The following is a 19,856-nucleotide window of genomic DNA, read 5'->3' on the forward strand; positions in this document are numbered from 1 at the left end:
GTCAAAAGTCCTCGAAATCAAAATCATTCAGGTCATCAATCATTTTGGCTTCTTCCTCCTTCAGTTCTTCGGTCAAGATTTCAGCAGCTTGTTCCGTATTCACACCCCATAATTCTCCTAATAATTCAGCAATCATATTTTTTTCTGATGGCGAAAAAGTGCTAAACGCGCGTCTTAAAAAGACCAGTGCGCGTACAAAATCATCTTCTTCTAACGATTCGATATATTGGTGTAACTGCTCCCATAAGCTTGCACGCGATAATAACATATAACGGTTACGACTGGATAATCCTTCAAACCAACCTGCTCCCAGATCAGCAGGGACACCAGGCGATAATCGCCGGGAGACTTCAGCAGCTAATTGGATAGCAGATACCTGATTGCGCTCAATTAACAATGAGCAAGCAAATCCAGATAGTTTAGCATTTAGATCGTCTCGTTCCATTACTTCGGTTAGTTGTTGTAACCACAACTCGTAATCCACTTGCTCGATATGATCAAGTCCAATCGTATGCAGTTCACTGATTGATTTCATCATTTCATGAGCGACTTCATCATTGCATTGACAGCTACTCACTAGAAATAAAGAAGCACGCGTGAATAACTGTTCTAGTAACGGAATCAAAGGCGTTGTATCTACACGACGAATATCACCGTACTGAATAATTTTGGATAAGCTTCTCGCTGCTAACGTAATCTGTATCACATCTTGATTATCAACAGCCAACCGTTGTAAAGTCTGACGACCATTTTCTAACTGTGATACCATTCCACTTTCACAAGCGATTAAAATCAAGTCGGATGCTTCGGCAATCGTTGAACACCGATCTAACTTTTGCTGTAGTACATAAGCGGCTGCAATTTCTACTGTTTCTCCAAGCAGAGTCGATTCTACAACTTGAATCTCTACTTCAGGTGACCATTGTATAATCCAACGTTCTGCCCATGTGGCTTGATCTTGCCCGGTCTGTTGCTGATGGACAAACTGAATATTTAACAAACGTAAGCGATGAAATAAAAAAGAACGATGCAAATCAAGAAAAGCGGATTCTTTGGATTGAACACGTCGATTTTCACGCAAATCAAGCATCAGATCTTGTGCTATAGTCGTTTTGTATTTTGTTAATTTCAATTGATGCAATAAACGATTAAGATCATCTTGAATCGGAGTCTGACTGACTCCTTCCGCTAATTGTCCGATCGCTGTCCCTACATTGATCTGTGCTAACGACTCAGCAATGACTGTTAAATCACCATGTCCGAGTAATGTCTGCGCTGCATCTTGTAGATCACGCAAAACTGGAATATGACCACCATGCAGAGCAGAAAGAGATTGCGCCATTCGTACCGCTTCAATCACTTCGGCAGTCGAACGATGAGTACCGGATTGACGCAATAAGCGAGCAACAGACGCTAAATACAGATGAGGTAATTCATCCAATGCTCCTCGGTTCATCTGTTGCCACATCATTTCATAATAATGAGGAGCATGGTTTCCAGCCCCATATCCAGACATAGACGACAACTTATAATAAGAATAAGGCATCAAAGTAAGCTTGGTTGAAGATACCGGAAGACTTTGCAATTCTTGATCTGTCATTGTGTCGGATAGATCACTTAATGCGGCTGCATGATAGGCACCACAGACAACTACAATTTCGTGAGGTTGATACCCGCTATCCAGCGTTTGTTTGATCTGTTTGCGCATATACGATTCACGAATAGCATTATAAGCATATTCATTGGTAAAAGAATTTCTTTCTTCTGCTTCTGTTAATTGGCGCATCTGTTCTGAAAACTGTAAAATCGTTTGCCGATACGCATGTTCAGTTAGATTATGTTCATAATTCCGTTCCCAATACATATCGTAATCATCTTCGCCTGCTAATTGCGCTATCCGATTATATAACGATTCGTGTACTGACTCAGGCAATACTTCTGCTTGGGGAATAGTATTCTGTTCTGGATCAGGTATAGGTGGAGATTCTACTTGTTGCTGTCGCTCAAGTCGCCGTATATCTTGTAGTGCAATCATCACTGACGAAGGTAAATCGATAAATATCGATTGTGCTTTGTGGTCTGCTGCCCATTTCATCGCCTGATATTCAGGAGAATAGGAAGCTAACGGCCATAACGCTGTTCGTACAGGCAATTCTTCGGTAAAAGCAAGAATCGCAATCGGTGGCTTGGTTTTGCGCTGTGTAATATGTTGAATCTCTGATGTTGCATCAGAAGGCCCTTCAATCAAAACGATTTTGGGCTTAATCCGATTCAGATCATCCAATAGATGCTTGGAGCCGCCCGGGGAAAGGTGACGCACTCCGAAAATATGCACACCAATACCAAGCTCAAGCTGGCTACTCACTCGTTCATCTCCTTACAAGCTTGATACAGACCACGCCACTGCTCTCCCCGCTTTTTCATTACATTATCCAGATACTCTTTCCAGACAATCCGATCTTTATCATCGTCTTTAACAATAGCACCTTGCAATCCTGCGGCTAGATCTTCATCGGTCAATTCTCCACTACCAAAGCTTGCCGCTAGCGCCATACTATTTGTTAATAAAGAGATCGCTTCTGCAGTAGAAATAACACCTGCTGGCGATTTTAATTTATCTTTGCGATCCAATGTCATTCCACTACGTAATTCGCGGAATATCGTCACGACTTTGAGCAACGCTTCATCTGCCGGTACAGCGGCTTGAAGATCATAAGCAGAAGCGATTTCACCTACACGTTTACGTACGATATCGATCTCGGTCTCCAGACTAGATGGAGCTGGCAACACAATAATATTAAAACGTCGCTTGAGTGCCGCTGACATTTCATTGACTCCACGATCTCGTGTATTAGCCGTAGCGATAATCGAAAATCCTTTGCGAGCGTTCATTTCTTTACCTAATTCCGGTACAGAAATCGTTTTTTCGGACAAAATCGAAATCAACGCATCTTGCACTTCCGACGCACAACGCGATATTTCTTCAAACCGAGCGATACCGCCAAGTTCCATCGCACGCATAATCGGACTTTGCACCAATGCTTCTGGTGTAGGGCCATTAGCAAGCAACATCGCATAGTTCCATGAATAACGTACATGTTCTTCACTCGTTCCGGCTGTTCCCTGTACTACCAGATTAGAATGACCATAGATAGCTGCGGCCAAATTTTCAGATAACCAGGACTTGGCTGTTCCTGGTTCACCGATTAATAAGAGCGCGCGATCAGTTACCAGTGTAGCAATCGCCATTTCGACCAAGCGCCGATTACCAATATATTTAGGTGTGATTGTTACTTTGCCTGCTTTTCCACCTGTAATAAATGTCAGTACAGATTGCGGTGACATTTGCCAGCCTGCCGGAACTTTGCCAGTATCATGTTGACGCAAAGCTTCTAACTCGTGTGCATACAATAATTCTGCCGACTGTCTCATCGTATCTTGTAAAGATTCAGGTGTGCTCATTATTTCATCCCTTTCAACTTGTAGACTACAAACTCCAATTGTTCTGCTGCATACCCTCTAAATTTGGGAATAGTTGCTTCTCGATTTTCAGGTAATAACGCTTCTAATCGTTCGATATCTTCAACCGGAAATTCTAACAACGAATGAACAATATACGGTTCAAACATATATGAATTGGAATTGCGGCGATCATCTATAGCTTGCCACATTAATTGACGTTTATCTTCTTTGGATATACCGAGACGTTCTTCAAGAGCACGTAAAATCAATGTAGCAGTACGATTGCGAAACTCTGGATTGTCCTGCAATTTTTTGCGTAAAAAATCTTCTACTCCTTTAACACCCGGACGAGCCAAACCTGCTACCAGTTCTACATCATCTTGTTTCATCGCAAATTCTAACCAACGTCTATCCCACTGTTGCTCTACTTCAGCTAACGGCAAAATCTTTTGTGTATAAATATGTTGTTCTTGATGACCAAATGAGAAATGTTCATATCCATTTTCGAGTAACATCGGTCGCATTGTCGCAATTACTTTACCAAGCCGTTTTTTTGCTTCTTTATTGATTTTGGCTTTCATTTGAGACACGATGCCACCAACATATTGATCGTAAACTTGTTCAGGAGACAAAAGCTGTATCGATAAACGGAAAGCAGAGGGAACAAAATCGGCATCTTTTTCAGACACTTCATATAATAATTCCAAGTCTTTGAGACTTCCTTTATGTTCAATATAACGAGCGGCATCCCATAATAAATTACGCCAATCTGTAATCTGACGAGAAGCACTAAGGTTATACAGATACGTATAATGTTTGAGCATATCCTGATAACTTTGATGAACTATTTCATTCTGGCTATGCGTCCACATTTTACCGAATAATAATAAGCGTTCTGCTAATTTTTCGAGCGCTTTGTAATCTATAGATTCTTGATGTTGCGATTGTATGACTTGCTCTACATCTCTCGCAAAAGCAGCAGCTAACTGCTCTTCCAAATCTACTGATACTTCTTGATAACGAACAGCATCTACAACGTATTCCAAATCTTTACCTGCCGAAGCTGTCAAAAGACAGGCTATTGCTTCGCTGGATGAACTGCCGGCAAGTGCATAATAAGCAGATTCACGCACACTTTTCTTTTTCTCTTTCGTCCAAACGATACATTCAGATACATACTGTTCATGACCTGATAAAAAGCGAATCGCTGTTGCTCGTATATCATCCGATGCAGATCGAGATAGTTCGCTATACCAATCCAGTAGATCCAATTGATGTTCTTCTGCAATTTTTTGAATAGCGACCAGCTTACGTACTTCTTTTTTATCTCCTTGAGGATTAAATATATCTCGTAAATATGGAAGAATCGCTAATCCATAAGAAGGTACAATTTTTTGCGTCATCAGTTCTGCAATTTCTGAATACGCATCGTATAATCCTTCAATAGCCAGTGGCATCAATCGGATATCTTGAAAAATACCTTCTCTGAATGCATGCTCAATCACTTCAAGCCGTCCTCCACCTGTAGTAGACAAAGCTTGCATAACCGGAGCTAACTTGCGATACGAATAGGATGTAGATGAAGTTAGAATATAATCTTGTTGATGATCGACTCCTAAAGGCTTTATCTCACCTTCAACTGCTACACTTCCTTGAGTATGAAGCACAGACGATAGCAACAACGTCAGATTCTGCAAACGTTCAGAACTACTCACTTCATTATTCTGATCCATTATACTTTCAATCTGATCTCCAAGACGCTTAAAAATAGGAGCTTTCTCACCTAACTGTTGAAATCGAGGTAATAATTTGCGTAAGCGTATATCTTCTATAGCTAATTCACTACCTGCTATATAGAGTCGTCTCGTTTCTTGATACAATTCTTGTAATAAAGCTGTACTCATACATATACCCTCCTAACAATCTATAGGTTACTGCTATACTTTTGCTACATGGGATAATGAATTTTGCAGTTGTTGAATCATGTATTCCAGTTGCTTCACTGCTTGTTTGCCATAGTTAGAGATCATTTTGCCAGTAGTTGCTAGTGTGTTGCCTGCTATATAGAGATATTTGACTTCTCGATACCATTCTTCTAGTAGCAATGTACTCAATATAACCTCCTCCTAACAATCTACTGGTACATCAATACAACAAGCGCATAATTCCATTTCCATTAATAATCGAAAGTGGTTGAGCAACTAATTGACCTGTATCCATCTGATGTTCAAATACCAACAACACCGTTACATTTTGCAACGTTTCTTGTGGTAAATAAGGAAGTAATCCTGTGCTTGTACCAATTGGTAGCGAAATATCGGTAAGTCCTATCGTTTGCCCTTCAGCATCTTGAATCACTACTCGCTGATCTTCACTTTGATAAAATTGACTAACTTGAAGCAAAAGTGCTGGATACGGATCAGCTAGCGGATTTTTCAGTTGATTTTTGATCACTTTAATTCCTTCTGCAAAAGAAGTATAAGCTTGAGCATGAATAGACTGCACATCTTGCTCGGTAACTGCCCGAGTCGTTAGACTTTCCCAACGTACACGCGGATTGAGATCACCTGGATACACGTAAAGTGGCTTCGGACAAGCAATTTCGGTAAATGTATCTTCTTCCCGAATATGTTTGGCTGCTTTGTACGGGCGATATTGCAACGTTCGGCGAATCTGTTGACTGCCTAATTCCAACCAATATCCCAGATCAACAAATTCCATTCTTCCCGGATCATCATAGCTCGTAAATGCTAATTGAATTAATTCTGCGTTCTCTGTCATCCGCTGATATTGTTCCAATTCGCTTAATTGCCATGCGTGTCCTAACCATTCTTCAATCGTAGATTCCGCATCCAAAGCCAGCTCTGGATCTTCAAGCTTAGCCTGTAAATAAGCCCTGCCTTTACGAATCAACGCATGAATTAGCGTTAATTGCTCTACTGCATATGTATAGTTCGCTTCAGGATTATTTTTCGGAGATAATAATCCTGCCAGACGACGCAATTCTATTTGCGCACCGGTGAGGTAATAGTTGCCCATTTGTTTGACATGTTCCTGAATACGTTTGACGACAGTAGCATCTACTGTACTTAGACCATTGCGGATCAACGACAGGGTGAACTTTTCCAAAATATCCAATCCCTCTAATTGAGTTTGGACTTTCTTTTTCAACGCATTTTTGTTGACTGTTTTCTTTTTCGGTGCTTTTTTCTGTGTAGGATCGCTTTCTATAGCAGCAGCTTTTTCTTCCCGTTTTTCGATTTTGGCGCGTTTATCTGCGATATCTTCTGGGATGGTAGCTGTTGTAAATGTCTGCCCTGACACATAAGCGTACATTAGAGCTAACGCATGTTTGCATGGAAATTGGCGACTCGGGCAACTACATCTGGATGTTGGCTCTTTGTCTGGCTGTATAAAATCTACAGAACACGCGTAATTGCTTTTGCCACTGCCTGCACACTCTCCAAACAATAACGTACCGTCCTCTGTTTGATGAAGTTGTACTAATTTATTTTTTTGAATTAATCCTTTAGCATTTTTGATTGCTGCCGCATTAGGTGCAAGTCCGTCTACATATCCTTCTGTCAGTTCGATAGCCATATAAATCCTCCTTCAATAGTAAAAAACATAAGATATATACGTCTCTATAGTATATTCAGTATATCCTGTTAGCAGAATTGTATACTTCATTATAGAACATTTGTTCTTATTTTTAAAGAGGAATAATTGTACAACGTAAAATCAATAAATCTGATGCTGTAACAGAAGATCTAGCAATCGTTCACTTGCTTCTTCCTCTGTGTCATCATAACTAAGGGCTACTTCATAACCGTAAGCATAATTAAAGCGAGCATACCCTTGAATAGAACGCCAGAATAACAAACAACTATATGGAGATTCAATCTTCAAATCTGCTGGCATCTGTATATTTATCTGATAAGCAACCTGTGTTAACTGCTCTGCACTTGAACTGATCGAAAGTAAATTGTTTCCTTCTTCAGACGGATGAAATGTCAGTGAACGATGTTGTTGTGATGAAGTCCATGACTCATAATAACGATTTTCCTTCATCATTTGAAAAGAATCACCGTAAGTCATCGTCAACCATTGATCCATCATTTCGACCCATGAAGCATAAGGATCATACTTGCGCACTTCGATCTCAGTAGAATGTCTTGGTAACCACAACAGGTCACTGACTTGAGGATGAAGTGCCAAAAAATCACCATCAATCGTTGTTCCAATCACTACACATTCCGCCAACTGTTCATTGGTAATCGGGCTATATTCATCATGTTCCCAAAATTCGTATTCTACAAATTCTTTTAACTGCTGATCGTCTGGATGCTCGATATTCAACACTCCACAATATGTGCCTACTCCATATTGCTGTACAAATTCGCAATAGGCTTCTGGCAATGCTATATGATGATCTTGCTGAAAACGAAGTAATGTTGCGCGATCGACAGGTTGTATATGTTCGTTCACCACATACATACCAATCACCTGCTTTCTGAAGTTATTCTGATTTTATTGTACAGATAAATACCATAGGAATAAACATTGACAGCTAACTTGGAGCGAAGAATATCTAATCATTCTGAACACGCAACGGGAAGAAAGATTGGATAGATATAGCGAATGATCTTTTTTCAATATTCTTTTTAAAATATAGCAAAAAAGTCTCTCTAATCATTCAGAGAGACTTCGCAATATTCACTTACAAATTAGCATGCAACACATTCAAAATACTGCGCAATTCAGACACAGGTACTTGCCCGGGAGCGGACGATTTTTGGATAGCACCGAATGTGACGGCTGATCCGAATAATTCTCCTGTTAAGCGACTAATCATACCTTGCCCTGCCATCGACATCGTAATCATCGGACGATCAGCATGATGTTCTTTCATCGTATTGGTCGCATCTAGTAATGTGATCACATCGCTACTACTTTGAGGCATCACAGCGATTTTGGTGATATCTGCACCTAATTGTTGAGCGCGTGATAAGCGAGCGATAATCTCTTCTTTGGCTGGTGTCTGGTGAAAATCATGATTGGAAATAATCACAAACGTATCATGTTGATGAGCTGTAGTGATCAATTGTTCAATATCAGTTGCTTCATTAAAAAGCTCTACATCTATAAGATCAACTTCTCCTGTACTAGCAACAGTCTTGTTCAATGCTACATAATCACTACTGCTTAATTCACATTGCCCGCCTTCTTTGGCACTACGAAATGTAAAAATAAGCGGAGTCGATGGAAGAATATCGCGGATACGTTCCAGTGTATGAGTAACCATATCCAGTTGTTGTACTTGCTCAAAAAAATCAACACGCCATTCGACCATATCAATATCTGCTAATTTGAGTGCATGTGCTTCTTCTACCAATTGTTCAGTAGTATTTCCTGTTAAAGACACACAGATTTTAGGTTTTCCTTCACCGATTGTAAGGTGTTTAACTCGTACTGGTTTGAATGTATGGGCATTAGACATTTGATTTGAACTCCTTTGCAATACAAAATAAATAAAGATGTCTTGCGATACCGCATCATAATATCTACTATAGTATAGCCCAATTTACAGTATGCTGACACCGCAGGCTAGTATAATGTAGAAGCATTTTATGAGAATTTATTGATTATACGAGTATGTGTATCAGGATCACAAATCACAAATAATTTGGCTTCTGCTGGAATGGGTTCAATTAATTTGCGATTAATAGTCATATCATTGCGATCACTAATCAATGTAGCTCCTTGAGATAATAATGCTTGAAACGCTTCGCCATATGTATGCCAGCTTGTATCTGTCGGTATATGATAAATATCTTCTCCATACTGACGATTAAGCAATTGAGCCAGCACATCGTTGTTGCCTTCATTGAGTGCAGAGCGAACAGCCAATCGTGAAATCGCATCATGAGATAGCACAAATTCATTTACATGAACATGGTGAAAGTTTTTGATATGATTTTCTAACATAATTTCAACAGTAGTATGTACATGGGAAGCTAATCGTTCAATACTGGAAGCGACCAATAAAGATTTACCATCAACCAGAGAAGCATCATCTATTCGGGAATCTGCAAAAATAATCGCCGCGCGTGCAGTACTGATCTCTGCTTGTATTAATGTCTCGTCTTTGGTTGGATCGCCATTGACATAATGGACTTGTGGATGATCATACGGATGCTTTTCCAATTGGTCGATAATCACTATATCTATTTCTGAATTACTGGCAAATAGTTCATCGATAGCATAATGTGCTTTTTTGCTCCAATTAATAATCATAATATGATCTTGCCCTACGTATTTCAATTTACCTGCTCCTCTTCTTCGGTTATATTCTCCCATTGAATCTACAATCTTACTAATAATTAAGCTCAGTAGACCAATTCCGAAAATATACAAAAATACAGTAAATATTTTGCCAGCTATACTTTTCATAAAATAATCGCCGTAACCTACAGTCGCCATCGTGGTCAATACCCAGTACAACGCGTTAAACCAGTGAGTGAATGTATCCGGCTCGATCATATACGCGATCGTAGCCGACAATAACACAAATAATAATGTTGTAGCCGCTAATACCGATTTGCGCATTCTTACCATTTTGCGAGAAAGACGAAGAATGATATGCATAATGCTCAGGTGTACTCCTTTGCTCAATTTATGTCTACTGGTTAAAAATAACTTGAATGTTAAATAATTCGACAACCCTTTGTCATTTGCCTTTTTTGCTGATCTTTCCGTTATAATAAAATGAACAGAAAGATATTTTGCTTACGCAAAAATCATGTTTGATTGGACTAGGTCGCGCTTATGGTGCCAAGCGCTTAACAGAAAGGATTTAGAGTGGTTATGGATATTTCGCAGTGGTTGTCTTATATAACAGAAGAAAATCTGATGAAATGGATGAATGAGTATCGTGCGCTTGGGCCGCTTGCTAGTATGTTGTTGCCTTTTCTCAAATCTTTTATCCCTCCTTTGCCTACGATTGTGATTTTAGGTGTGAATGCGGCTGTGTATGGGTTATGGGTCGGTTTTCTCTATTCGTGGATCGGCATCACAGCAGGATCACTAACAGCGTTCTGGTTGGTACGTAAGTTATCAGAGCATCGCTATTTGTCTCGGCTTGTACATAATCCCAAAGTTGTGACTACAAGAAGGTGGATTCGAAATAATGGGTTTAACTATATTTTTTTATTAAGTCTTTTTCCAGTCGGCCCGTTTACGTTATTAAATGTTGCTGCTGGATTGAGCGGGATTCGATTTCGTTCGTTTTTAATAGCGATTATTTTTGGAAGAGGCATTATGGTATTTGCAGTATCATTTATCGGTGCAGACCTGTCTCGTTATCGTGAGAATCCGTGGAACTTGTTATTGGTGTTGTTGTTTGTCATTATCTGTTTTGTCTGTAGTCGTAGTATTGAAGCTTGGTTCAGTCGCCGGGATCAGCTTGCAGAACAACAATAATGTTTTTCAATGTAAAAAGTAACATAAACATCATAATAATAGAGAATTTAGCGACATGATTGGGTAAATAAAGATATAGAATGATTTGAACGAAAGGAACGTGGCTATGGATATTGCACAATTTATGTCTTATCTCCAAGAAGGTGATATCGATCATCTGATGGATCAATATCGTGCTATCGGTCCGTGGCTTAGTATATTGCTTGCTTTTCTACTATCTTTTATCCCTCCGCTACCTACGATTGTTGTCATCGGACTAAATGCGGCTGCTTTTGGATTATGGTCTGGTGTACTATACTCATGGATTGGTGTAATGAGTGGTGCTATTCTTATGTTCTGGTTGGTACGTAAACTTTCTCATTACAAATATATCGATCGTTTTGCGCATAATAAAGCTGTCCAAAAAAGTATGCGCTGGATGAAAAATAACGGATTTATGTATATTTTTATGTTTAGTTTGTTACCATTTGGGCCTTTTACGTTGCTTCATGTAGCTGCTGGACTGAGTGGAATCAAATTCCGTTCTTTTGTTATCGCCGCAGGCTTGGGTAGAGCGATGATGATTTTTATCGTTTCGTTTATCGGAGCCGATTGGGCAAGCTATTTCCAACAACCGTGGAAATTACTATTTGTAGCATTATTCGTTATTATCGGATTTATTTTTATCCGCAAAGTCGAAGCTTGGTTCGGCAAACGAGAAGAAGTAGAAACGCTAGATATGGAGCCTGAACCTCAAGTATGTAAATAATATTGAAAAAAGCGCGTAATCCACAGCAACTAGGTGAGATCACGCGCTTTTTTAATATTTATAGATATAACAGATAGGTTTTAGATATTATTGAGCTTTTGTGTATATAGACTTGTGTATAACATAGTTGCTTTTGATGACTATAATATTACCAGGCCGCGATTGTACCATCGGTACGCCACTCTGTCCCACCGATCAGTACTCCACTATCAGGATCTCGTAAAATAATCTGTCCCCGCCCAAATCCACCGACACTGTTAGCACGTACAATATGATGCCCTTTGCGGATCAGACTTTGAGCGAGATGCTCAGGAAAATTCGGTTCAATCTCTATCGTTTTTCCTTCTACCCATTGCCAGCGTGGTGCATCCAGTGCCGCTTGTGGATGAAGATGAAAATCGATCATATTCATCACTACTTGCACATGACCTTGAGGTTGCATAAATCCACCCATTACACCAAAAGGCCCAAGTGGCTGACCGTCTTTAGTCAAAAAGCCCGGAATAATCGTATGATACGTCTTTTTCCCCGGCTCTAAGCGGTTATCATGCGTAGGGTCAAGTGAGAATGAATGTCCCCGATTTTGCAGTCCAATTCCTGTACCGGGAATCACAATCCCTGAGCCAAAGCCCATATAGTTACTTTGAATATAGGAGACCATATTGCCTTCGTTATCGGCAGTTGCTAGATATACCGTTCCGCTTGTTGTTGGTTTTCCTGCTTCTGGTTGTAACGCCTGTTCACCGATCAACGCACGTCGCTCATCAGCATAATGATCAGACAACAAATCTTCTAATTTGGTCGTCATTTTATCATGTTGTGTAATATATTTGAGTCCATCGCTAAATGCTAACTTCATCGCTTCCATCTGCTTATGATGGGTATCTACTGTATCTCGACCTGCCAATTCATATCCTTTGAGCAGATTAAGAGCGATCAATGCAATCAATCCTTGACCGGATGGCGGAATCTCCCAGACTTCATACCCTTTATACTGGACTCCAATCGGATCAATCCATTCAGGATAATATGCCGAGAGGTCTTCTTTACGCAAAAATCCACCATACTGACGCGAATAGGCATCGATCTGGTCTGCTAATTCACCTCGATAAAACGATTCGGCTCCTGTCTCTGCGATACTACGTAACGTCTTCGCATGATCTGGCGAACGCCATATTTCACCAATGCGTGGTGCTCTTCCTTCTGGAGCAAATGTACTGAACCAGTGTTGATACTGCTCTGCCGTTAATATTTTAGCGAAACGTTCATAAGCTAGATTCCAGTAGTATCCTAACGTTGGCGATACCGGAAATCCTTTTTCCGCATAATCGATTGCCGGTTGAAGCACTTCAGTTAATGGTAATTTGCCAAATTTCTGTGAGAGTGCTTGCCATGCCGACGGTGCTCCTGGTACGGTCACTGGAATCCAGCCGTGGGTCGGTATTTTGTCATGCCCTGCTTGCTGAACCGCTTCGATTGAGATACTTTGCGGTGCAGGCCCATTAGCATTTAGCCCATGTAGCTTGCCTTGTGTCCAGATGATTGCAAAAGCATCCCCTCCAATGCCATTAGACGTCGGCTCCACAACAGTCAAGCAAGCGGCTGTCGCAATTGCCGCATCAATCGCATTGCCACCTTTTTTCAAAATATCCAATCCTGCTTGCGCTGCTAAAGGTTGCGAAGTAGCGACCATGCCATTATTTGCATAGACAGGTTGTCGTTCTGAAGTATAAGGATGAGATAACGGATCAAAAGGGATCATAAGTACCTCCATAGAATGAATAGTCAAAATAGTTATGTATTACTATAGTCTATTTGGAGTGATAATTACATCAGATCATCACTTAATAAGTAGATAGAATGATTATACTGACAATAAAATTAATGATTCCTACTATCATAAGAATAGGGGCAGAAGAATACGATTGTTTGGCATTAGGATTCACGCGTATATCGATATACATACAAAATAAATGAAGCGACAAAGAGAGCGATACCAACCCTAATATGACTGATCGTTCAGGAAATATAAAACCAATAATTGAACATAGTATAGTAGATAAAGCAAATAACCATTTTAATATCTTGATCGTAGATACCTTAATATTCAATCTATTACACATTCCTTTCTTCCAATTTATAGTCCATTTTAGATAATGATATCCGAAAATACAAACTGTTTACCTTTAATTAGATCATTATATTCTCTAATACACAGAAAAAAACTCCAAGTCTACAATCTACTCAGAGTTCTTTATTATAATAATTGAACCTAATTATTCTTTTCCAAAATCGAATCAAGGCGATGTATAATACGCTGTAAATGACACATTGGCGGTCAAAATCGTACCTGATTTGCCGGGAGTATACGGTTGTTGGAAGCTAAATGAATCGACCGTAATCAAACGAGGAAGCTTTTGCAGTTGATTCATCCATTCCCGAATCTCTGTATATCCGCCTTCAAGTTCTGCATTCATGCGAATCTGTCCTACATTTACACCTAGATTTTCAGCCGCTATTTCACTGCTATTATTGCTATCTGCATTTACAAATTCAATGTCTGTAATGCGAGCATAACTGGTCTGATCGACTTGCTGTAGTTGAAGTAATAGCTTCTCACTCGCTACTGTTGCAGGAATAGCCGCTTGGATCGCTTGTTGTGCATCGGTAGGCTGACTGCCTTTTAATTGAGCAATTTTGGTCTGGATCAGATTGTATTCTTGTTGCATTTGATTCAACTGCACATCATACTGTTCGGATTTCTGGGATAAAGGATAGAGCACCCACATGTAAAAAGCTAATAAAATCACAAACAATAAGATAATCCCTAATAAAATAACATTCCGATACTTATTGAGCTGTTCCATTGGATACTCCTCCTTCCTGTGATGATATAACAGTAGATGATGGCGCATACGTATCGCCTGTGACACTCGGTTGTTTGAGATCAATAGTATAGATCACTAGATACAATGAAGCTTGTCCTTTCGTGGGTTGTACTGCTGAAGCGACCGAGCTATCTTTTGTCGCTTTGTTAACAGTAGCATTTTGTACAAAAGGCATACTTCGCAACTGCACCAGATAATTAGCAGCATCGCTAAAATTACGCATACTGGCTGTTACTAATAGATTAGAACTACGATTATATGAAATATCGCGGATCATTCCGCTTTTTGGTAATTGCTTGGTTAATGAATCCAATATACTGACTACATCTATCCGATAATTCATGACAGCATCGACAACAGATTGATTGGCTGCACCTGATGATCCATTGCCATTCCATTTGGACAATTCCAACTGTGCCAGTGTGTTGCGATCACTCCATTGTTGTATCGCACGTTGTTGCTCGGTAATCGTACCATTTTGATAAATCATATAAAAAATAGAGCCGCACATAGCAAGTACCCATAGGGCTATTAATCCTATAGTCGAATATGAAAATTGCTGTTTTTCTCTTTTTTCTTGCGGTAATAAATTGATAGGTTTGGTATCTTCTTTACGAAGAGCAGCACCTACAGCTACCCGGTAACTATTCAAATCAGGATCAGTTTGAAAAGCAAGAGTAGTCGTTTCCAGCTCAACCGCTTCGACCTGAATATCAGATAACGATTGACTCAGTTCATGTGCCAATAGTTCTCGTTCTTGCGGTAATCCAGTTACAAAAATCTCTTCGATCTTCACAGAACCATCATGAAGGCTATACTGATAAAAGTTCAACATACGCGAAATTTCAGGAATAATATCATCAATCTGTTGACGGGATAATGACGTATTCAGATCATCCAGAACAGAGATATCCTCTAGTCCTCGATTCGATTCGATACTGCGCATAAAGACTGGTTGTCCACTACGGAACATATAAATATCCAGCAGATGATCTGTAAGATGAATCAACATCGTGTTAGAAAAAGATCGCCCATGCTCGGTTACAATCGTTCTGGCTAATGCTGTTGCAGATAACTCTACCGCAGCTACTTTGATCCCGGCATCACCCAACAGACTGATATAGTCTTTGATCAACTGACTTGGTGCTGCAAATACAAGCAAATGTGTATTTTCTTCATCTGTCGATGTCACAATATAATCGTAGACTGGATTTTCAAAAGGTAAATGTAATCCGGTCTCGACTTCAAGTTCTACCAATTGACTGACTTGCTTTGCCTGAGTACTTGGAATACTCATCGCGCGCACCAAAATACGAGAAGGTGGAATCGATAATGTTACCGATTGTCCTTTTAACCCTTCTTCTGCCACCCATTTGCGTAATAAATGATTCATACTTTCAGTATCTACGATTTGATTTTCAACAATAATACCGGAAGGAATCGGCAAAAACTTTTTCTGTTCCAATTCCCACTGCTTTTTCTTTTTTAATGATACATAGCGAATCTCTGTCTGTTCCAGCGATAAGCCGACATGAGGTAAATTTCGTTGAAACATAGGCACTACTCTCCTCCTAACCTATAAGCGAAAGATATGCATCAATGATCTGTGATCCGTATACAAAAGAAATCAAGGTTCCAGCGGCTAAAAAAGGCCCGAATGGAATCGGCTGTTGCTTGTGTACTCTACCAAGTAGTCTCAATCCAACCCCGATCAGTGTACCTAGCAAACAGGCTACAAACAGAGCAAGCCATACATTGGCAAATCCGATAACCCATCCATACAAAGCAAACAACTTTACATCGCCCATCCCCATACCACCGCGACTGATAATAGCAATTAGCAACAATAGACCTCCGCCTGCTATCGCTCCACCCAGATGTGAAATCATACTGATTGTGCCAGATGCAAAAGCAATAAGGATAAGGAAGATAGGGGCAAAAAACAGTAATACTTTATTCGGAATCTTCATCACTTGTAGATCAGATAAGGTAATAATGACCGACAAGCTGACCAATAACCAACCGACCAGTGTATCACTTGTCCAGCCAAAATGTAGAAATATCCATAAAAATAATAGACCGGTTATCGCTTCACCTATCGGATATTGAATCGATATTTTGGTTCGGCAATATCGACAGCGCCCTTTAGTACCGATATAACTGAGCACAGGAATCATATCCAGCGCAGATAAACGATGCTGACAATGCGAGCAACTGGACGGAGGATGAACAATCGACTGCCCTTCAGGTACACGCCAGGCGACCACATGGAAAAAAGAACCTAATACCATCCCCAGTACAACAATATAGATATTGATCCATAACATGATGTCCATCGTGATTTGATCTACTTTCTTGTTCATGATTTCAAAAAGACCGGAAACATGGTTCCGATCTTTTGTAGGTTGTTGATACGTTTATGATTTAATGATTGATTTGATTAATAGCTAAATTTTATTTAGTTAGCGGCTGGAGTTGCGGGAGTCGCACTAAGAACTTGAGCGGCTGTATAGGTTCCATTCGTTGATCCTTGTCCTACAGGTGCAAGCGTAACACTATCTAGTTCTCCATTTGCTTTAAATACTACAGTTGCTGCTGTTAACGTTTGTTTGGTACTTGGTAAAGCTGTATCAGCATTCAAATATCCAGTACTTGTCATGTTAGCCAATGTTACTGTTCTGTTCGCAACAGTAGTGAAGTCTCCATTTTTTTCGCCAATCACATACAGACGAGCTGAATTGTATACTTGTGAAGCAGTAGCTAGATCACCATTTGCTTTGGACTTATTAATAACATTACCGATCATTGGAATAGCAATAACAGCGATAATCGCCATAATAACGATAACGGCTAGTAACTCGATTAATGTAAAACCTTTTTCCTCTTTACCCATACGTTTCATCACTTTGCTCATCATTTTGAATTCCTCCAGTTAATTAAATGTAGTGTTGTTCTTTGATGCAAATCGTTACAAGTTGTTATATAGACTAAACATCGGCAACATAATTGCAGCGACAATAATACCAACAATCGTGGACAAAAATGTAATCAATAACGGCTCAAGTAATGACTTTAGCCGATCTACCGTATTATCGACATCCATTTCGTAGAAATCTGCGACTTTGCCAAGCATTTGATCCAGAGCACCTGTTTCTTCTCCGATTGCAATCATTTGCGTGACCATTGGTGGAAATACCCATGCTTTTTTGAGCGGTTCCGATAATGGATTACCTTTGCGTAATGATTCCCCTGCCTGACGCAAATATCCTTCGATTACTTTGTTACCAGCAACTTCTTCTACAATCGAAAGAGCTTGTAGAATAGGGACTGAACTTGCATATAATGAAGAAAATGTACGGGCAAATTGTGCAATCGACCCTTTTTGATTCAGCTTTCCAAAAATAGGCACTTTGAGCTTGGCATAATCGATCCAATACGCTCCCCGTTCTGAACGCTGAAGAATAACATATGAAATGATGATCAGCAGAAGCACCAATACCCAGATATACCACTGCTTTTGCAAGCTGTTACTAAGCGACAATACAATTACCGTAATCGCTGGCAACTGCGCGTTCATCGATGCAAACATATTGACAAACTGTGGAATAATAGCAGCTAGTAGATACACCGTTACCGCTACAGCAAGCAACCCTACAGTTACTGGATATGTTAATGCCGATTTGATCTTTTCGCGTGTACCATGACGCTTTTCAAAATAAACAGCTAAGCGATCTAACGTCCCTTCCAGATCACCCGATTCTTCACCCGCACGTAACATGCTGATAAATAGTGCAGGGAATACTTTCCGATGTTCTTGCATCGCTTGCGATAATGCGATTCCGCGCATCAGGCTTGCATATACATCTTGCAATGTTTTGCGTAACACTTTACTTTCGGTCTGCTCGGCTAGTATTCGAGTGGCATCCAGAATCGTTACCCCTGCACGAATCAATGTAGAGAACTGCCGGCAGAAAATAATAAAATGAATCGTTTTGACCGGACTACCTATATAGATTTCTTTAGAAAATAAAGTCATTCGCTGTTCGTTAAGCGAGAATACGGTTAACCCACGCTTACGTAATTCTTCCATCGCTGCTGTTTTGTCAGTAGCATTTAAAGTGCCTTTGAGCTGTTTACCGCTATTCGTTCGTACCTGATATTCAAATTGAGCCATTAGGCATTCACCTCGGAAAGATATGGCTTACCGATCGCTGGCAAAATTTGTCCGCGTTGCAACAGTTCCCGAATATTCATATCCAGTGTATGCATGCCTACCATTCGCCCTGTCTGCATCAGACTTTTGATCTGATGTGTTTTTTCGGTGCGAATCAGATTGGCTATCGCAGGTGTCTGGATTAGAATCTCAGTCGCGCATACTCGGCCTTGCCCATCGGCTAACGGTAATAATCGTTGTGAAATGATCGCTGTTAACACAGACGCTAACTGGATTCGTATCTGTCCTTGCTGGTGAGCAGGAAAAACATCAATAATCCGATCAACAGTCTGTGGTGCATCGCTGGTATGCAAAGTTGCGAATACAAGATGCCCCGTTTCCGCTGCGGTTACAGCGGCAGAGATTGTATCCAAATCTCGCATTTCCCCTACCAGTAATACATCAGGATCTTGTCGTAAAGCTGCCCGTATTCCATTGGCAAAACTGGCTGTATCATGACCGACTTCCCGTTGATTTACCAGTGAATATCCATGTTCATGCACATATTCAATCGGATCTTCTAACGTCACAATATGCTTGCGCTGATGCGTATTAATATATCCAATCATCGCTGCCAGTGTAGAAGATTTGCCACTACCTGTAGGCCCTGTGACTAAGACTAATCCTTGAGGCTTTTCGGTTAATCCTTTGAGCATCGCAGGTAATCCCAACGATTCTAATGTAGGAATACGATCAGAGATCGATCTTGCTGCAATACTGATATGACCTTTTTGGCGAAATACATTGATCCGATAACGTGATCCATTTTCAAGCATATAAGCAAAATCCAACTCACCTGCTTGTTGAAAAATAGCCCATTGATCTTCTCGTAATAGTATTCGAGCCATTTCTTCAGTATCACTAGCGGTAAGAAGTGCTCCTTTGCCTGTATGGAGCATACCGTGAACCCGCATAATAGGCGCTGATCCGGTCGATACATGCAGATCAGAAGCTTCTGCTTCTCGCATGTTACCAAGTAACTCCTTGATACCCAGACCGATATGAGCCATTCATTTCTTCCCCCCTCTGACTGGAATATGATGTTGTGATCTATTGGGATAGG

The 19,856-nt window shown here is 40.3% G+C and carries 17 protein-coding genes; 2 read left to right on the forward strand and 15 right to left on the reverse strand.

Translation table 11 applies throughout. From position 1 onward, the window contains the following. Position 1: 1 nt before the first annotated feature. The 8 genes from ACFSGI_RS17685 to ACFSGI_RS17720 all read right to left on the reverse strand — a co-directional run bounded on the left by ACFSGI_RS17685 (position 2) and on the right by ACFSGI_RS17720 (position 10,110). The gene (locus tag ACFSGI_RS17685) at positions 2–2,365 is read right to left on the reverse strand and encodes a DUF5682 family protein (RefSeq protein ID WP_379283823.1); all 2,364 of its coding nucleotides are present in this window, start codon (positions 2,363–2,365) and stop codon (positions 2–4) included. Next, positions 2,362–3,462, reverse strand: a complete 1,101-nt coding sequence (locus tag ACFSGI_RS17690; RefSeq protein ID WP_204825496.1) for an AAA family ATPase — start codon at positions 3,460–3,462, stop codon at positions 2,362–2,364. Before ACFSGI_RS17690 ends, ACFSGI_RS17685 begins: the two co-directional genes overlap by 4 nt. Further along, positions 3,462–5,366 (reverse strand): hypothetical protein, encoded by a 1,905-nt coding sequence (locus ACFSGI_RS17695; protein WP_204825497.1) that lies wholly within the window; start codon positions 5,364–5,366, stop codon positions 3,462–3,464. The genes ACFSGI_RS17690 and ACFSGI_RS17695 overlap by 1 nt, the downstream gene beginning before the upstream one ends. 33 nt (positions 5,367–5,399) lie before the next feature. Continuing rightward, positions 5,400–5,576, reverse strand: coding sequence for a hypothetical protein (locus tag ACFSGI_RS17700; protein ID WP_204825498.1), 177 nt, complete (start codon positions 5,574–5,576; stop codon positions 5,400–5,402). Between the two features lie 31 nt (positions 5,577–5,607). After that, a complete protein-coding gene (locus ACFSGI_RS17705) occupies positions 5,608–7,062 on the reverse strand; it encodes an SWIM zinc finger family protein (RefSeq protein WP_204825499.1) in 1,455 nt (484 codons plus the stop codon). Between the two features lie 141 nt (positions 7,063–7,203). Further along, complete coding sequence (locus tag ACFSGI_RS17710) at positions 7,204–7,959, reverse strand: SMI1/KNR4 family protein (RefSeq protein ID WP_204825500.1); 756 nt, start codon at positions 7,957–7,959, stop codon at positions 7,204–7,206. Positions 7,960–8,182: 223 nt separating this feature from the next. Then, complete coding sequence (aroD, locus tag ACFSGI_RS17715) at positions 8,183–8,962, reverse strand: type I 3-dehydroquinate dehydratase (protein ID WP_204825501.1); 780 nt, start codon at positions 8,960–8,962, stop codon at positions 8,183–8,185. A 128-nt stretch (positions 8,963–9,090) separates the two neighbouring features. Then, the gene (locus ACFSGI_RS17720) at positions 9,091–10,110 is read right to left on the reverse strand and encodes a potassium channel family protein (protein WP_204825502.1); all 1,020 of its coding nucleotides are present in this window, start codon (positions 10,108–10,110) and stop codon (positions 9,091–9,093) included. Between the two features lie 219 nt (positions 10,111–10,329). Here ACFSGI_RS17720 and ACFSGI_RS17725 point away from each other — a divergent pair, with 219 nt between their 5' ends. Then, a complete protein-coding gene (locus ACFSGI_RS17725) occupies positions 10,330–10,944 on the forward strand; it encodes a TVP38/TMEM64 family protein (RefSeq protein WP_204825503.1) in 615 nt (204 codons plus the stop codon). 106 nt (positions 10,945–11,050) lie between these two features. Further along, entirely contained in the window at positions 11,051–11,692 is a 642-nt protein-coding gene (locus ACFSGI_RS17730) for a TVP38/TMEM64 family protein (protein WP_204825504.1), read from the forward strand. 148 nt (positions 11,693–11,840) lie between these two features. On the opposite strand, the gene ACFSGI_RS17735 is transcribed toward ACFSGI_RS17730, so the two are convergent. The 7 genes from ACFSGI_RS17735 to ACFSGI_RS17765 all read right to left on the reverse strand — a co-directional run bounded on the left by ACFSGI_RS17735 (position 11,841) and on the right by ACFSGI_RS17765 (position 19,803). Beyond that, positions 11,841–13,454: a gamma-glutamyltransferase family protein gene (locus tag ACFSGI_RS17735; protein ID WP_204825505.1), complete on the reverse strand. Its 1,614-nt coding sequence runs from the start codon at positions 13,452–13,454 to the stop codon at positions 11,841–11,843. A gap of 535 nt (positions 13,455–13,989) precedes the next feature. After that, complete coding sequence (locus ACFSGI_RS17740; RefSeq protein WP_204825506.1) at positions 13,990–14,559, reverse strand: type II secretion system protein GspM; 570 nt, start codon at positions 14,557–14,559, stop codon at positions 13,990–13,992. Then, complete coding sequence (gene pilM / locus ACFSGI_RS17745) at positions 14,543–16,135, reverse strand: pilus assembly protein PilM (RefSeq protein WP_204825507.1); 1,593 nt, start codon at positions 16,133–16,135, stop codon at positions 14,543–14,545. Before pilM ends, ACFSGI_RS17740 begins: the two co-directional genes overlap by 17 nt. Positions 16,136–16,151: 16 nt before the next feature. Then, positions 16,152–16,943 (reverse strand): prepilin peptidase, encoded by a 792-nt coding sequence (locus ACFSGI_RS17750; protein ID WP_379283829.1) that lies wholly within the window; start codon positions 16,941–16,943, stop codon positions 16,152–16,154. Between the two features lie 95 nt (positions 16,944–17,038). Continuing rightward, complete coding sequence (locus ACFSGI_RS17755) at positions 17,039–17,494, reverse strand: prepilin-type N-terminal cleavage/methylation domain-containing protein (protein ID WP_204825722.1); 456 nt, start codon at positions 17,492–17,494, stop codon at positions 17,039–17,041. 54 nt (positions 17,495–17,548) lie between these two features. Next, positions 17,549–18,754, reverse strand: coding sequence for a type II secretion system F family protein (locus tag ACFSGI_RS17760; RefSeq protein WP_204825508.1), 1,206 nt, complete (start codon positions 18,752–18,754; stop codon positions 17,549–17,551). Then, positions 18,754–19,803, reverse strand: a complete 1,050-nt coding sequence (locus tag ACFSGI_RS17765) for a type IV pilus twitching motility protein PilT (protein ID WP_204825509.1) — start codon at positions 19,801–19,803, stop codon at positions 18,754–18,756. Before ACFSGI_RS17765 ends, ACFSGI_RS17760 begins: the two co-directional genes overlap by 1 nt. Between the last annotated feature and the right edge of the window lie 53 nt (positions 19,804–19,856).

Source organism: Paenibacillus nicotianae, assembly GCF_042681745.1.
Taxonomy (GTDB): Bacteria; Bacillota; Bacilli; order Paenibacillales; family Paenibacillaceae; genus Saccharibacillus; species Saccharibacillus nicotianae.

Excerpts from the sequence above, each read along its gene's own strand:
- ACFSGI_RS17690 (WP_204825496.1), bottom strand. The coding sequence starts at position 3,462 with ATGAGCACACCTGAATCTTTACAAGATACGATGAGACAGTCGGCAGAA.
- ACFSGI_RS17695 (WP_204825497.1), bottom strand. The coding sequence starts at position 5,366 with ATGAGTACAGCTTTATTACAAGAATTGTATCAAGAAACGAGACGACTC.
- ACFSGI_RS17705 (WP_204825499.1), bottom strand. The coding sequence starts at position 7,062 with ATGGCTATCGAACTGACAGAAGGATATGTAGACGGACTTGCACCTAAT.
- ACFSGI_RS17710 (WP_204825500.1), bottom strand. The coding sequence starts at position 7,959 with ATGTATGTGGTGAACGAACATATACAACCTGTCGATCGCGCAACATTA.
- aroD (WP_204825501.1), bottom strand. The coding sequence starts at position 8,962 with ATGTCTAATGCCCATACATTCAAACCAGTACGAGTTAAACACCTTACA.
- ACFSGI_RS17720 (WP_204825502.1), bottom strand. The coding sequence starts at position 10,110 with ATGCATATCATTCTTCGTCTTTCTCGCAAAATGGTAAGAATGCGCAAA.
- ACFSGI_RS17725 (WP_204825503.1), top strand. The coding sequence starts at position 10,330 with ATGGATATTTCGCAGTGGTTGTCTTATATAACAGAAGAAAATCTGATG.
- ACFSGI_RS17730 (WP_204825504.1), top strand. The coding sequence starts at position 11,051 with ATGGATATTGCACAATTTATGTCTTATCTCCAAGAAGGTGATATCGAT.
- ACFSGI_RS17735 (WP_204825505.1), bottom strand. The coding sequence starts at position 13,454 with ATGATCCCTTTTGATCCGTTATCTCATCCTTATACTTCAGAACGACAA.
- ACFSGI_RS17740 (WP_204825506.1), bottom strand. The coding sequence starts at position 14,559 with ATGGAACAGCTCAATAAGTATCGGAATGTTATTTTATTAGGGATTATC.
- pilM (WP_204825507.1), bottom strand. The coding sequence starts at position 16,135 with ATGTTTCAACGAAATTTACCTCATGTCGGCTTATCGCTGGAACAGACA.
- ACFSGI_RS17750 (WP_379283829.1), bottom strand. The coding sequence starts at position 16,943 with ATGAACAAGAAAGTAGATCAAATCACGATGGACATCATGTTATGGATC.
- ACFSGI_RS17755 (WP_204825722.1), bottom strand. The coding sequence starts at position 17,494 with ATGAGCAAAGTGATGAAACGTATGGGTAAAGAGGAAAAAGGTTTTACA.
- ACFSGI_RS17760 (WP_204825508.1), bottom strand. The coding sequence starts at position 18,754 with ATGGCTCAATTTGAATATCAGGTACGAACGAATAGCGGTAAACAGCTC.
- ACFSGI_RS17765 (WP_204825509.1), bottom strand. The coding sequence starts at position 19,803 with ATGGCTCATATCGGTCTGGGTATCAAGGAGTTACTTGGTAACATGCGA.